General features: G+C 42.9%; 12 protein-coding genes and 1 pseudogene. 7 read left to right on the top strand and 6 right to left on the bottom strand.

Features of this window, described 5'->3' with window-relative positions; all coding sequences use genetic code 11:
* Positions 1-206: 206 nt before the first annotated feature.
* Positions 207-2,579 (top strand): hypothetical protein, encoded by a 2,373-nt coding sequence (locus RMZ95_RS05625; RefSeq protein WP_322685786.1) that lies wholly within the window; start codon positions 207-209, stop codon positions 2,577-2,579.
* Positions 2,580-2,692: 113 nt separating this feature from the next.
* Here RMZ95_RS05625 and RMZ95_RS05620 read toward each other — a convergent pair whose 3' ends face one another.
* Positions 2,693-2,887, bottom strand: a complete 195-nt coding sequence (locus RMZ95_RS05620) for a hypothetical protein (RefSeq protein ID WP_322672856.1) — start codon at positions 2,885-2,887, stop codon at positions 2,693-2,695.
* A gap of 931 nt (positions 2,888-3,818) precedes the next feature.
* Between RMZ95_RS05620 and thrC the strand changes: the two genes are divergently transcribed.
* Positions 3,819-4,910, top strand: a complete 1,092-nt coding sequence (gene thrC / locus RMZ95_RS05615) for a threonine synthase (RefSeq protein ID WP_322685785.1) — start codon at positions 3,819-3,821, stop codon at positions 4,908-4,910.
* Positions 4,911-5,032: 122 nt separating this feature from the next.
* Here thrC and RMZ95_RS05610 read toward each other — a convergent pair.
* A pseudogene (locus RMZ95_RS05610) lies at positions 5,033-5,482 on the bottom strand (hypothetical protein); the annotation flags it as partial.
* A gap of 150 nt (positions 5,483-5,632) precedes the next feature.
* Here RMZ95_RS05610 and RMZ95_RS05605 point away from each other — a divergent pair.
* From RMZ95_RS05605 to RMZ95_RS05595, 3 genes are all read left to right on the top strand, one after another.
* Positions 5,633-6,532: a YihY/virulence factor BrkB family protein gene (locus tag RMZ95_RS05605; protein ID WP_322685784.1), complete on the top strand. Its 900-nt coding sequence runs from the start codon at positions 5,633-5,635 to the stop codon at positions 6,530-6,532.
* Between the two features lie 87 nt (positions 6,533-6,619).
* The gene (locus tag RMZ95_RS05600) at positions 6,620-7,126 is read left to right on the top strand and encodes a DUF4112 domain-containing protein (protein WP_322685783.1); all 507 of its coding nucleotides are present in this window, start codon (positions 6,620-6,622) and stop codon (positions 7,124-7,126) included.
* A 20-nt stretch (positions 7,127-7,146) separates the two neighbouring features.
* Positions 7,147-8,079 (top strand): alpha/beta hydrolase, encoded by a 933-nt coding sequence (locus RMZ95_RS05595; RefSeq protein WP_322685782.1) that lies wholly within the window; start codon positions 7,147-7,149, stop codon positions 8,077-8,079.
* A 296-nt stretch (positions 8,080-8,375) separates the two neighbouring features.
* Here RMZ95_RS05595 and RMZ95_RS05590 read toward each other — a convergent pair whose 3' ends face one another.
* From RMZ95_RS05590 to RMZ95_RS05580, 3 genes are all read right to left on the bottom strand, one after another.
* Positions 8,376-8,606 carry a hypothetical protein gene (locus RMZ95_RS05590; protein WP_322685781.1) on the bottom strand — a complete coding sequence of 77 codons (231 nt, stop codon included), beginning with the start codon at positions 8,604-8,606 and terminating at the stop codon, positions 8,376-8,378.
* 423 nt (positions 8,607-9,029) lie between these two features.
* Entirely contained in the window at positions 9,030-9,524 is a 495-nt protein-coding gene (locus RMZ95_RS05585) for a hypothetical protein (protein WP_322685780.1), read from the bottom strand.
* A gap of 356 nt (positions 9,525-9,880) precedes the next feature.
* The gene (locus RMZ95_RS05580) at positions 9,881-10,978 is read right to left on the bottom strand and encodes a D-alanine--D-alanine ligase family protein (RefSeq protein ID WP_322685779.1); all 1,098 of its coding nucleotides are present in this window, start codon (positions 10,976-10,978) and stop codon (positions 9,881-9,883) included.
* 295 nt (positions 10,979-11,273) lie between these two features.
* Between RMZ95_RS05580 and RMZ95_RS05575 the strand changes: the two genes are divergently transcribed.
* Together RMZ95_RS05575 and RMZ95_RS05570 are read left to right on the top strand one after the other, a co-directional pair.
* Positions 11,274-12,965 carry an NAD-binding protein gene (locus tag RMZ95_RS05575; protein ID WP_322672848.1) on the top strand — a complete coding sequence of 564 codons (1,692 nt, stop codon included), beginning with the start codon at positions 11,274-11,276 and terminating at the stop codon, positions 12,963-12,965.
* 112 nt (positions 12,966-13,077) lie between these two features.
* A complete protein-coding gene (locus tag RMZ95_RS05570; RefSeq protein ID WP_322672847.1) occupies positions 13,078-13,677 on the top strand; it encodes an arsinothricin resistance N-acetyltransferase ArsN1 family B in 600 nt (199 codons plus the stop codon).
* 115 nt (positions 13,678-13,792) lie between these two features.
* On the opposite strand, the gene def is transcribed toward RMZ95_RS05570, so the two are convergent.
* Complete coding sequence (def, locus tag RMZ95_RS05565) at positions 13,793-14,323, bottom strand: peptide deformylase (RefSeq protein ID WP_322685778.1); 531 nt, start codon at positions 14,321-14,323, stop codon at positions 13,793-13,795.
* Between the last annotated feature and the right edge of the window lie 63 nt (positions 14,324-14,386).

Here is a 14,386-nt window from a genome sequence, read left to right as displayed (position 1 = left end):
TTTACGGATTTTGTCCCAAATTAGACTTAATGCTTCTGGGCAACTTTTGAAAGGGCGAGTATAACAGGGTATTGGGTATTGGGTATTGGGGACTGGTTACTGGGGACTGGGTACTGGGGACTAGGTACTGGGGATTAGGAAAGAGTTTTCTTAATACCCAATCCCTAATCCCCAATCCCCAATCCCTAATCCCTAATCCCCAATCTATGGCAAATCGTTCACGCAAGCTGAAGCCAAAAGCCTCTAAACTAAATCAACCTCCTGCTGGTGCGATGAAACGCGTCGCTAAAAAACCCCAGAAAAAGCTAAAACGAGGAAGTTGGTTGTCATCAATATTAGCGATGCCTACGGCGGCAAGCTACGCAATTATCTTAAGTAGTGCTAGTCTAATTATGGCTTTTGCCTGGATTAGTGTTCTCTTCATCTTCAATCCAGACGAAGTAAGCTGGCTAAATAAAATTTTACCTGCATGGGCACAAATCCCCCTTGGTAAACACGAACGCCCCCAAACTCTCAAACAAATTCAACTGGATTTGAGTAAAAAAAACCAAATATTTGGGGAAACTCTACCTTTATATCAGGATGTGAAAACCTCATTTTTACTACCAGTTTTTCAACAACGTGCTAATTGTCAATCTGATTGTAAAGAACTGGTGGAACTCAGGGTTTACGAACGCTCAGAAGAGTTAGAGTTTAAATCTCAGTCAGAAAATTACTACTATTTAGCGACTCAATTATCTGTAACTGGCCCAGATGAATCCTTTGTGATTTCTTCTTTGCTTGATGGAACTTCAGAACCCCAAGATATCAGTATTTCCCTACCTTTAACTGAAGTGCAACGCTTTGAAGGTAAGACACCATCATCAGGGGTTTGGTTTGATTTGCGGGGTAAACGCCAACAAGCAACTGATACGATCCGCTACGGTTACGTCGTATACTACAATCCAGAACGCACAAACTTACTACAAATGTTGTCTTGGACTAGTCCTAACGGACAATTGCCAAAATGGCAGCAGGTAACTGGTGATGGTACAAAAGAGTTAGTTATCGATCAAACAGTAGGTTTAGAACCGCATTTACAAGTTTACCAAGTCAAACCTCTGAAGTTATTCCTCAAACCAATTCAATTGGAGGCGATTAGCCTCCAATCATCGACCTTCAAGAATTCTGGATACCAAAGTGCCTTGTCAATTGCCCGTAGTGGATTGTGGACACCAGCTTTTGAATGGTTGAAATTCATCAAGAAACAGCGCAAAGGAGTTTTACCAGAAGCGGCGCAAGCACAAATGGATTTGATTCGCTTGCATTCTCAACTTACTAAAACCCAAGCCCAGAAAATTTGGGCAAGTCCTAGTCAAGAAGTGCTGGCAGATTTGATTGATGGTCGCTGGGAGAAAGCTTTACAGGTGTTTGAAACCTCGCCACATAATGCCCAAGAAATTGCCATTCTACTCAAAGCTGATGAAAAACGGTTGTGGAATCGCACAGTGGCAGCGTTGCAGGTAAACCCAAATAGACGAGAGGTGCAAGCTTGGTTCGCGTTGATTTTAGCAGTTCAGCGAGGAGAAGGACATGCTAATTCTTGGTTAAAGGCGCAACCAAAAATTACCAAAGAGAATCTTGACTATATTCAAGGTCTGTTGGCAAGACTCAATGGTAAGGGTACATCGCAAATATCCTCTACTCACCCTAGTCAGATTGTTGGTACGGTGCAACTAATCACTCAAGTTACTAACACCGAATGGCTGCAACCAAATTCCCCAGGAGATTTGAAACTTACGGATAACCAAGTTTGGTATCAGGTGGAGGTAAGTGCATTTAATGATGGGAAACGCTGGCTAAATTTCCCCTTTGAGAATTTCAACCCACCGAAAACTGACGCCGCCAAATTTTTCTGGAAAACTTTGGGAATCAGTTCTGACCCGGAAATCCAGATTGTAGTCTGGTTGCCAAATGGAGAGCAAAAAATTACTATAGCCGCTATCAAAGCGGTGCAACTACGGGGTAAAGTTTTGCGCCTCTTAGCTGCTGGCCCCAAAATTCCAGATAATCCAAACGATGTTCTCCAACCCAAACCTTTAGCTTTGACAAATGCCGCATTGGAATGGGTGCAACCATCTCCTATTACTCTACGAGAACTGCATCAACAAAATCCCCAAGGGGTGAAGATAATGCTATCGAGTCTGTGGCAATCTTTACAAAAATCAGGTGAATTTCCGGTGGGTGCTATTCCTAGCTTTGAACAGATGCAGGAAAAATTAGGTGATTGGCCCGTTCAAGTGATTGATTTAACAAATAACGCTCAACCAGAAATAATCCTGACTATCTCACCAGAAGCAATAGCATCCTTGAATCAGGGGACACCTGAACAGAGAAAAAACACAGAGCAGCGCCGCGACCGGACTATAATTTTGTCTGATGTAAATAAAGTTATTTACACTGATTTTACAGGAAATTACTTACAAAGACTCTCTGCGATCGCCAAGCTTTCAGGGGTGCAATCCTTAGCTTTACTGGTAGAAAATGCTCATAACTACAGTTTGAGGCGCTGGTCAGAGAAAAATCAGCGCTTTGAATAACGCACCCCTGACTCAAATTTCCCCTTTACTCAAATTTAAATTAAAGAGGAGAAAAGCGACGCCGAATAGCCCGTCGTAGACATCACTATCTAATCGCTATCTAGAAGACTGACTTATTCTTCTTTTTGGTTGGTTTCGGCTAAACGTTGGTGCTTCAGATTTTCCAATTGCTGCAACAGAGAGTCTACCTCTGCTTGTAAATGCATCAATTTAGCTTGCTGATCGTCTTGATAATAAGACTTGGTTAACTTACTGACCCAGGCAGTCTGGGACTCGCCATCGGAAACACTAGATAAATAAGTAGGCATCGCTAATTAAATCCACTATTTAACTCACACCATTAGAAATATTATAATAATGCTCTTTTAAGCTTTATTACATTATTGTATATTTTCAATCAATTACTCTAATGGATTTTGCGTTCAATCATAAAAGACGGTGATTATAATCGCTGTGTTCCAAAAAAACACTGACTCAAGTGTGTAAAGCTTCCTTCCGCTGGACGGTACTTAGGAGTAGTTAATTTATAGTCTGTCAATTATGGTTGTACTAATGATTATCGCCGTTTTTAGGGAATTTACGCAAGAAATTATATGTAGACTATATCAAGAATTATGCTAAATCATGAAAAAACCTAGGGCGAAGCACTTGCATTTAGTGCAATCTCTCGTAGAAAGGGAGGTGGAAGGCTAACATCAAAAAGAGACAGCCTCTTAAGTATTTTCCTATCTTCACTGAAACGTATGGGTGTGAAAATACATAGATAAGTTTGAATAAAATAATTCACTAAACGCAACTTTAAACACGGATAAATAAGAGTTTCAGAGAGTTATGACATAAGTCTGATATGGGAATTAGGCTTGATTTCTAAATTTACTTCTATAGACAGAGAACAGGGAATAAGCAATAGGATAATTACGTACTCAGTCTTGTTAAAAAATAAAATAAGAGTCCTATAGATTTACAGATGATTTTTCATCTCGTCATTCTCCTCTAAGGTAATTTGTTGAACCGAAGGTCGCCGTGGCGGTTTATGATAAATTAACGTTCTAAATAAAAATAGCAAGTGAAACGCCTGCACCACAAAAAATAATATTCTTAACAAGATTCTTTGGGATTAGGGAACTCTAAATCGGCAGCTGGTAACGAAAAATCTACTTTCTTCCTCTTCCCATTTTGCGTTTCCCGATCCCACCCTTTCTAAATATCCAATCCTTACATTAAGAAATTTTAAATCCCGTGACTTTGAGCCTGTCTGTTGCTACATCTCATCGCCAACCCTGGCCCGGACTGATAGAAGCCTATCGCGAATACTTGCCTGTCAGCGAAGAAACACCGATTGTCACTCTATTGGAGGGCAACACACCTCTAATACCAGCGCCAGCGATCGCAGAACGCATTGGCAGACAAGTACGGGTTTTTGTAAAATATGACGGTCTCAATCCCACCGGCAGCTTCAAAGACCGGGGGATGACTATGGCAATTTCCAAGGCCAAGGAAGCAGGGGCAAAAGCAGTAATTTGTGCTAGCACGGGCAATACCTCAGCCGCCGCCGCCGCTTATGCTAGACGCGGAGGCATGAATGCCTTTGTACTGATTCCCGACGGTTATGTGGCACTGGGCAAGTTAGCTCAAGCATTACTATATGGCGCAGAAGTATTGGCAATTAAAGGTAATTTTGACCAAGCCCTAGAAATTGTCCGCGAGATGGCCGAAAGCTATCCGATCACTTTGGTGAATTCGGTCAATCCCTACAGGTTAGAAGGACAAAAAACAGCAGCCTTTGAAATTGTCGATGCATTGGGTGACGCACCAGACTGGTTGTGTATTCCCGTGGGAAATGCGGGGAATATCACAGCATATTGGATGGGATTTTGTCAATATCATCAAGCCAGAAAGTGCGATCGCCTACCCAAGATGATGGGATTTCAAGCCGCAGGAGCAGCGCCCTTAGTCCACGGTCAGCCAGTGGCGCATCCCGAAACCCTAGCGACAGCAATTCGCATTGGCAACCCTGCTAGTTGGGAGTTAGCGATCGCCGCCCAAACTGCCAGTCAGGGAAATTTCCACGCCGTTACCGATGCCGAAATTCTCGACGCCTATCGACTTTTGGCAGCATCAGAAGGTATCTTCTGCGAACCTGCTAGCGCCGCTTCTGTAGCCGGGTTATTGCAAGTAAAAGACCAAATTGCCACAGGGGCAACAGTGGTTTGTGTCCTCACAGGCAATGGACTAAAAGACCCAGATACAGCCATTAAACACAATCACAGTCAATTTCAACAAGGTATCGCGGCAGAACTGGGCGCAGTAGCTAAGGCAATGGGATTTTAGGGCATTGGGAATTGGGCATTGGGCATTGGGCATTGGGAAAGAGGAGGCAGAAGTTCTTTAATTTTGAATTTTGAATTTTGAATTGATTTCTCTCCCTGCTCCTCTGCTCCTCTGCTCCTCTGCTCCCCTACCCCTGCTCGTTCGTGTGTCAAGCTATCAATAGCATCACCCAAGGCAGTAGTCAGGCTATTGCGGGTTTGGGCGTGATTATCCTGCTCAGTTTTCAAAGCTTGCAAGAGGCGATCGCGTTCTTTAATTGCGGCGATCAGTTTAGCTTGCAAGTCTTCCACAGATTTTAGCTGTTCTATTTCTTGTTGGATAGCTACTGGTGTCCCAGCAGCTAGTGTTTCTATTTCAAAACCTTGGAGTTTATGCAGTTCTGCCTTGAGAGAGGCGATCGTCTGTTGGGAAAGTTGAGTATCTGTACGGCGTTGTTCTGCTTCTGTATTGTAAAGCTGACGCCATTTTTGGGCACTTTCCCAAGCTGTATCGCGCTCGTGTTGCAGCTGTGCCATCTGCTCTTTGATTACCTGGATTTCTGTCAACCACTGTTGTGTTAAATCTTGATTCATACATTAATAGTCATTAGTCATTAGTCATTGGTCAATGGTCATTAGTTAGAAACTCTTGACTCGGTATTCTTGCGGTAGAAAGACAGATGCGATCGCTACGCAAAATTTAGCACAGTAGTTAATCAACCCAACCAGTTTTAACTCTAAATTATGCCAAAGCTTCGTTTTTTTCGCTTCTTTGGCCACCTTAATTGGCGCACGATTAAAAAAACTTTTTCCCGAACAATCGAAAGGCGACTTTTTGGACTCGCCTCGGAAATCGCCTTTAATGCCATGCTATCGCTGTTTCCAGCAATTCTTGCTATCATCACAGCCATTGGCTTATTGGCAGAATCTTTACAAAATACCTTTAAACAGCTGGCGGCACAACTAAGTCAAGTCCTACCCGATCAAGCCCTGGAGCTGATTCGTGATTTTGCTACCACAGAAATTACTAACTCCAAAAACAGTGGTTTATTTTCTCTAAGCTTTGTATTAGCAATTTGGACTGCTTCTGGGGCGGTGAGTACCGCAATGACAGCCCTCGATCAAATCCATCAAATTCCCTCAGAAAACATCCGCCCCTTTTGGAAAGCCAAGCTTGTCTCTCTGGGATTAACAGTTGGTACTATGTTACTTTTAATACTAGCTTCTTTCTCAGTGTTTACCAGCGATTGGCTATTGGGAATAGTAGCGCGCGAAAATAGTTCTTTAATCTTTTTGTTGCATATTTGGCTACTGTTACGCTGGCCTTTAACTTTAAGTATTGTCGCTGTCGCCTTTGGCTTTGTCTATCGCTATGGCCCAAGCGAGTGGAACTCAGGCACGCCAATGATGCCTGGAGCAATTTTAGCAGCTGTTTTTTGGGCAATGTTGTCTGCCCTATTTCGGCTTTATGTGGCGAATTTTGGCAATTATAATAAAGTATATGGTGCTGTAGGAGCAGTGATAGTTTTAATGCTCTGGCTGTCAATGAGTGCTGCTGTTCTGTTAATCGGCGATCAGTTAAACGTGACTGTCGGCGAAGATATGCGCTTAAAAGCCCAGCCGCAATCGAAAGTAAAATATTAATTCGTAAATCCCTGAGAAAATGATTTCAAAAGCTCAGTAGGGGAGTAAAATATCTAACGATTCAATACAAAGTAAGCGATCGCCTCCATGCCTGATTCTCCTCCTCGATTTCCGATGATTGAACCTGATGCCAAAGCACCCACCTTGAAGCGCCTGCGTCAGCTAAGTCGGCTGCTGGATAATGTTATTACCATTCCTGGCACAAAGATTGGTTTTGGTTTAGATCCGATTTTAGGACTCATACCGATTGGTGGTGATTTTTTGGGAATAATGTTTTCTAGCTACATTATTCTAGAAGCAGCACGGCTAGGCGTATCTAGAGCAACTCTAGGTAAAATGGTTTTGAACGTAATCATTGATGGCTTGGTAGGCGCTGTCCCAGTTTTGGGAGACTTTTTTGATGTTGCCTGGAGAGCTAACACTAATAATATCAAGCTCTTGGAAGAATACTTAAAGTTTCCTAGCGAGCAAAAGAGTGCAGACAGATGGTTTATCTTTGCCGTTTTGGCTGGATTATTGCTCATCTCCATTGTCTTAGTAGCATTGCCTGTGATCCTAATTAGAATCCTGTGGAACGCCTTTACAGGCGGTTAAATTGTTTATTGATAATAAGAATGAAAGATTGGTGGCAAGCTACTTTTCCCAAAGGGCGGCAAAGTTTAGTTATTACTGATGCTAAAGGGTATCCTGTACAAATTGCTTATGGCGAAAGAGGTAGAGGTAAACCGCTAATTTTATTACATGGTATGGGGAGTTGGAGCTACAATTGGCGGCACAGCGTAGCAGCATTATCTAAATATTACCGAGTAATTTGTTTTGATGCCAAAGGTTTTGGTTTTTCTGAAAAACCATTGTCTCGTAAAGAACACAACGGTCATCAAGTTATTGAGTTTCAAAGAATTATTCAGGCATTATGTAATGAACCCGCAGTCATTGTGGCCGAATCTCTAGGGGGATTAGTTGCCCTTGCTCTTGCTCAAGAAAACCCGCAGTTAATCGGACGGCTTATAGTAGTAAACGTACCTGTTTTTGCCGAACAGCTACCCCATTGGTCTATGTGGTTGCTTGCCCAAATGCCTTTAGAAATAATGCAAACAATTGATTCTTTACGTCTGACATATTTGTTTGCACCTCTATTTAGAGAAGTTATGGCAATAGAAAGACGTAGAGTATTATTCGATCCCTCAATTTTAACGCAGGAAGATATCTATTGGATAACTTACCCGTTTACTGAATTGCCTGGTACGATCGCAAAAGTTGCCGAAGAGTTACAAATAGCCGCGCGAGAAATTGAGAATTGGCAAGCAAATAAGCCAAATATGCTCACCAAAATTCAAAATAACCTGAGTGCAATTAAGTGTCCCACACTAGTTTTGTGGGGTGAGCAAGATAGTTGGTTTCCTGCTAGTCATGGTAAAAAATTACATCAACATATCCCCAATTCTAAATTACAGATTTTATCTAACTGCTGTCATGATGCCTCAACTGGGGCTTCTGCGGTGTTGAATAAAACGATTCTTGAGTTTTTACAAGATACTAACTTTTAAAGAAGGATTCAGAAGCCAGAATTCAGAATTCAGTAATATTAATCTGGTGATTCAGACGCTCTCTACTTCGCGCAGCGTGTTGCAGATAGACGATGCGCGTAGCTTGCTTTTGTGCAGGAGTGCTACTGTTGCGCTATATACCAGTTGCACAAAATTCATTCTGACTCCTGAATCCTGACTCCTAAATTCTGTTTTGATAAAAAGAGAGTGGGAGGAAGCATATCAGTCAGCTTTCAAACTCCCACTCTATCATTTGCTGCTGAAGTGAACAGGAATGTATACAGACGTTACCCCTATTAGGGGCTAATACGTAGTTCAACAACGCCTGCACGCATTGAATATTCCTGTTGCAGCAAATGCCAAACCTGATTATTGAATTTATTTAGCAAAGAATTGTTGGAGATAGCTTTTTGTTTTTGTAAATCACTCAATAAATAGTGTTTTACAAAAGGAATTTGCTTAGGTGGTAGTCCCTGATAATCAAACCCTTGAAGTCGTTTATCTTCATACAATTTAACTTGAATCATCAAAAGCTGGTTGCCATTTTGGCAAGTTTTTAAATTTCCTAATTGCTCATATCTAACTTTTGAAAAGCAGTTAAACCGCTATATAGCAAATAAATTATTCGTACATATAGCGGTTCTTGTTTAAGTAGGGGCACGTTATGTTCCCTACACCTTTATCTCGTTCTCAGTCTCCGACTGGGAATGCCTAATGGGAGGCAGAGCCTCCCGAACTCGCGGCAGAGCCGGCAGGAGCAGCATTTCTAGCCAGAGGCTAGAAACGAGATTTTTGCATACCGTGCCCCTACACCTTGCGATATGACCTCGTACCACATCTGAATGGAAAACGCTATAACAAGATTCCCGACTTCTTCAAGAAAGTCGGGAATCTAAGCCTAGCTAATTGGCAAAAAGTGTTAATTTAACGGGGTTTACTTTACCGTAGTATTAAGACTGGCGTAAAATAGCAGACAATGAACTATTTTTACGAAGATCCATCAATTCTGCTAAGGATTCTGTGCGCGTATCCAGGTGGTGCTTGTGTTCTGCTGGGAGAACAGTTACCAGATGCTTTGTTTTAGGTTGCATCTGCATTAGGGGCATTAGTTGTGGCTGTGGCACAAAAATTGGCTGACTCTTGGGAAGATTTGGTTCCAATTTTTGGTGATGCTTCTGTGCCAAGCGTACCTGATGGCGATTAACCTGTTTTTGAACTTTTTGCGGTTGCTTGGTGCGGTTAAGCATTCGGAAAATCAGCAAAGAACCACCACCACAGCTGAGAACGATCGCAGCAACCATCCATAAAGGTGTAGGATTACTACTCTCAGAGGGCACACCGATTGGTTCTTCAACGATAACTGGGATTTTTTCTGGTTCTTCTTGTGCTACCGGGCCAGCATTACCTAAGCTGTATAAGGCAAAGGCACCACCACCTAGAAACATGGCTAAACACCCGGTTAACAATAGCCAAGGATGATGTGCAACCAGATATATCAGAACATTCGAGCTGTTTTTTAGTCTCGATTTCCTGTTTGTCAGCTCTGGAGTAGCCCTTTTAAATTGGGTTCGCTCGCGCTGTACACTCTGACTTTTTTCCATGATTACTTTCAGATTTGTACCCCTCTAGTGAATAAATTGTACTGGAGGAGTCAAGCATCAGGTATCCGTAACAAATTTCAGATTTTAGTAGCTTTTTTGTAAAACATCAGCTACAAAATCTGGCTAAATTTTGCCAAAGTTCTGTATTTATTGTGACTTTTTACCGTACTAATCTGAAATCAGTTTGCTGATTTATTCTGTCAGCTAGGAGAATGTCTTTCAAGAGCAAGTTGAATTAACCGATCGACTAATTCTGGAAAGGAGACTCCACTATGTGCCCAGAGTTGAGGATACATACTTGTCGCAGTAAAGCCTGGTAAGGTATTGATTTCGTTAATAAATACTTCTTGTGTTGCTTCCACATAGAAAAAATCTACCCTTGCTAACCCAGCAGCGTCAACAGCGGCAAAAGCTTGTAAAGCCATGTCCTGAATTTGACGGGCGATCGCCTCTGGAAGCTGTGCTGGGATCAGTAAATCTGCCCGACCTTCAGTATATTTAGTTTCATAATCATAAAAATCGCTGTCATAAGTAATCTCTCCAATGACAGAGGCTTGGGGTCGATCGTTACCTAAAACGGCACACTCAACTTCTCTAGCGACTACTCCAGCTTCTACAACTAGTCGGCGATCGTAACTGGCAGCACTATCTAAAGCAGCTTCTAATTCTGGGCGCGATCGCACTTTGGCAATACCCACCGATGAACCCAAATTAGCAGGCTTGACAAAAGCTGGATAACCTAATGTTGCCTCAATTTCATCACACAGTTTCGGAAATACGCACGGATTAGACCAAACCTGCGATCTAGTTACCGCCTTGTATTTTACCTGTGGTAATCCCGCTTGCTCAAAAGCCATTTTCATGGCAATTTTATCCATTCCCATTGCCGAACCTAACACCCCAGAACCGACAAAGGGGACTTGCATCAAAGTCAGTAACCCTTGAATTGTTCCATCTTCACCGTTAGGGCCGTGGAGGATGGGAAACCAAATATCCACTTGGGCAACTTGAGAGGGAGATTGCCAATTGCTCAGAGTTTGGGCTTGAGGGTTGGATGTCAGGTTTCCAACAGAAGTTGATGCCGATTCCAGTAGCGGACTGCCGGTTGCTAAAACCTTTTCGGGTGCTTCTCCTGCTAGCCAGCGGCCATCTTTTTGGATGTAAAAAGGCAATATTTCGTACTTACTAGCATTTTCCCCTGCACTCAAGGCGTTAGCGATCGCCCGTGCTGATTTGATCGAAACTTCATGTTCTCCCGAACGACCGCCAAACAGTAACCCCACCCGCAGCTTAGTCATTTTCGGCTCCTCCACACTTCTCAAGCAGATAGCGTATCACAACCTACAAAAATTGCCATATTTTTCTAGATTATTTTATCGAGGAAGGCAGGGGGAGCAGGGGAGAAGTTGCAGTAAGTTTTTCCCCTCTGTTTCTCTGCCCCCTCCCTCCTGCCCTCCTGCCTCCTGCCCCCTGCCTTCTGCCTCCAATTAAAACAATCGTGTTGTCAGCTACAGTAATATTCCAGGAAAATGGGCAACAATATTGATAACTAACTAGAAATGCAGCCCTACCTGTAAAAGATGCTGCCGTTTCATGAAACCCAGAATTATTGTTTGTGGCTTAGGACGTACCGGATATAAAACCTTTCGTCTGCTGAGACATCAGGGAGCCTTCGTTGTTGGCATTCATCACCAATCTATCCCCGGCGAAACCGCAGGAGATGTGATTGTTGGAGATTTACAAGCAGCTTCTACCTTGACAGCAGCAGGCATTCAACAGGCACATACTTTAGTCATCGCTGGATCTAAAGATGCTCTGAATTTATCTATTATGATGCAAGCGCGGGTGCTGAATCCCCAGATTCGGATTATCAACCGTTTTTATAATACAAATTTAGGAGAGCGCCTAGATCAAAGTTTGCCAGACCATTTGAGTATGAGTGTTGTCGGATTAGCAGCACCCGTATTCACCTTTGCAGCGCTGGGAAACCGAGCGATCGGACAAATTAAATTATTTCAGCAAACTTGGCCAATTCACGAAGAATACATCGATCAAAACCACTTCTGGAAAGGTCGAAAGCTGAGTGAATTGTGGTCAGACCGATCGCGGATGCTAATTTATTACTTACCAGTCAAAGGTGAGATGGATTTGGTATCAGCTGTCATAGCTGGCCAAGAAATCCAAGTAGGCGATCGCATAATTATTGGTACACAACCCCGCATCCGTTCTCCCCGGAGATCGTTGATTAGAAAACTGCTAAAAGTTATGACTAATTTTAGGCAGTTTCAGGAACACGGGCGATCGGTAGTGGTGGGTGCTATTGCACTATTGACGGTTATTGCGATCGCTACATTCACTTATATGTCGGCTGAGTTGAGTTTGTCTCCTGTGGATGCTCTATATTTTTCTGTCGGCATGATTACCGGAGCCGGTGGTAATGACAAAGTAGTAGAAAATGCTCCTAACAGTATTAAGTTATTTACTGTTGTGATGATGCTGATTGGAGCAGTAGTGATTGGTATTTGGTATGCCATGCTCACAGATTTTGTCTTAGGAAGCCGCTTTAAGCAATTTTGGGATGCAGCCCGAATTCCTCAGCGATCGCACTACATTGTCTGTGGCTTAAGTGGTATTGGGGTGAGAATTGTTCAGCAACTCCACGCCAGCGGACATGAAGTTGTCGTCGTTGAACCCGACTCCAACAGTAAATATATCAACACCGCCCGCGAACTCGGTATCCCTGTGATTCAGGGTGATGCCAGCTTCCGCACAATACTCAAAGCTAGCAATATAAACTCTGCCGCCGCAGTGATTACTGTTACTAGCAATGATGCTACCAATTTGGAAATTGCCCTCAAAGCCAAAGGTTTGGCACCCAGTATTCCGGTGATTGTTCATTATGGCGATCCTGATTTTGCTGGCATAGCCCAACAGCTATTTGGCTTCGATGCAGTGCTGAGTCCGGCTGAATTAGCAGCGCCAGCTTTTGCTGCTGCTGCGCTAGGGGGACGTATCCTGGGCAATGGCATCACAGCCGATAGTCTTTGGGTAGCTTTTGCCACTGTAATTACAGCTTCACACGTCTTTTGCGGTCAATGGGTGAAAGATGTAGCAATGTCTGCTGACTGTGTACCTTTGTACGTAGAAACAAACCACCAAACTCTTCATGGCTGGGATTTATTAGAAACTAATCTCAGTGATGGTGACGTTTTATATATGACAATGCCAGCAACGCGGCTATATCAATTGTGGCGGGGCGAGCAAGTTTGTGAAGCACATGCTTAAGACAATTCCCACAGTCATTGTACCCTCATTCGTGACATTGATGTAAACTTAAGCCAAAAGCCTTTTCAAACCTCCTTTCTAGCCAATTATTAAAATCCAAAAAGGATCTGTTGTGAAAGCTGCAATTAGACTAGCTAACGAAAGTGATGCTTTAAAAATGCTGGCAATTTATGCGCCTGTTGTGTGGGAAACTTCAATTTCCTTTGAGATAGAGCCTCCCAGCAAAACGGAATTTGAAAAACGCATCAATAACTATCAACAGCAGATGCCTTGGCTAGTGTGTGAAATTAACGGTGAGATTCTAGGTTATGCCTATGCTACTCCCTACCGGACTCGTGCTGCTTACCAATGGTCTGTAGAATCATCCGTGTATGTAAATGTTGAATATCGCAGAAAAGGAGTTGCTAAAGCTTTGTACACTTCTCTTTTTGGCTTGCTGCAACTCCAAGGATTTTATAACGTTTTTGCTGCGATCGCTTTACCCAACCCAGCAAGTGTAGCTATGCATGAGGCTGTCGGTTTTTCGCCTCTAGGTGTTTTTTACAGAGTTGGGTATAAATTTAGTAAATGGCACGATGTTGGCTGGTGGCAATTATCTCTGCAACAAGAGCCACCGTTATCAGTAAATCAGCCTCTTTCTTTGCCAGAAGTGCAAAAATCATCTCTGTGGAATCAAGCTTTAAGAAGTGGACTCTTGCTACTTCGCGTTTAACTTGGTGTTGCCCTTAGCTATTTAACATTTATACATAATTTTCCGTAAAGGTCGGGAAGGGGGTTAGGGGGTTAGGTTAATCGTTAGCTTCTTCACCACCACTCCCCACTCCCATTTATTTGTTAACTACTCGTTGTTGGTATTCCTGCTCAGTAATCATATCAAGAGTGTTCTCTAGGCGATCGACAAATATAATACCGTCGAGATGATCGTACTCGTGTTGAAAAATCCGAGCGATAAAATCGGTTAATTCTTGCTTTTGTAAGTTGCCTTCAGAGTCAGCGTATTCGACTTCAATAGATTTATACCGAGGAACTAACCCCCGAATTCCTGGAACACTTAAACAACCTTCCCAATCTTTGACAACTTCAGTTGAATGAGCAATGATTTTGGGATTAATCATGGCAGTAGGTTCCATTTCCGGGGCGTTGGGATACCTGGCATTAGGACGGGAAGCCACAATAAATAAACGATAGGATTGTGCTACTTGAGGCGCAGCGATTCCCACGCCGTTAGCCTTGGCAACAGTGGCGATTAAATCTTCAATTAATTTTTGAATCTGCTCATCTTGAATATTTTCAACCCAAGCAGCTTTTTGGCGCAATGTTGGATTGCCTAATTGAATTATTGGGGCTAATTCAGTCATGATAAAACTCCTTTTAGGAATGGGGAATTGGGCATGGGGCATTGGAGAGTGGAGTATGTCAGT

The sequence above is a fragment of the Nostoc sp. DedQUE07 genome (assembly GCF_034530975.2).
Taxonomy (GTDB): domain Bacteria; phylum Cyanobacteriota; class Cyanobacteriia; order Cyanobacteriales; family Nostocaceae; genus Nostoc.
This window is presented reverse-complemented; position numbering and strand designations above follow the sequence as displayed.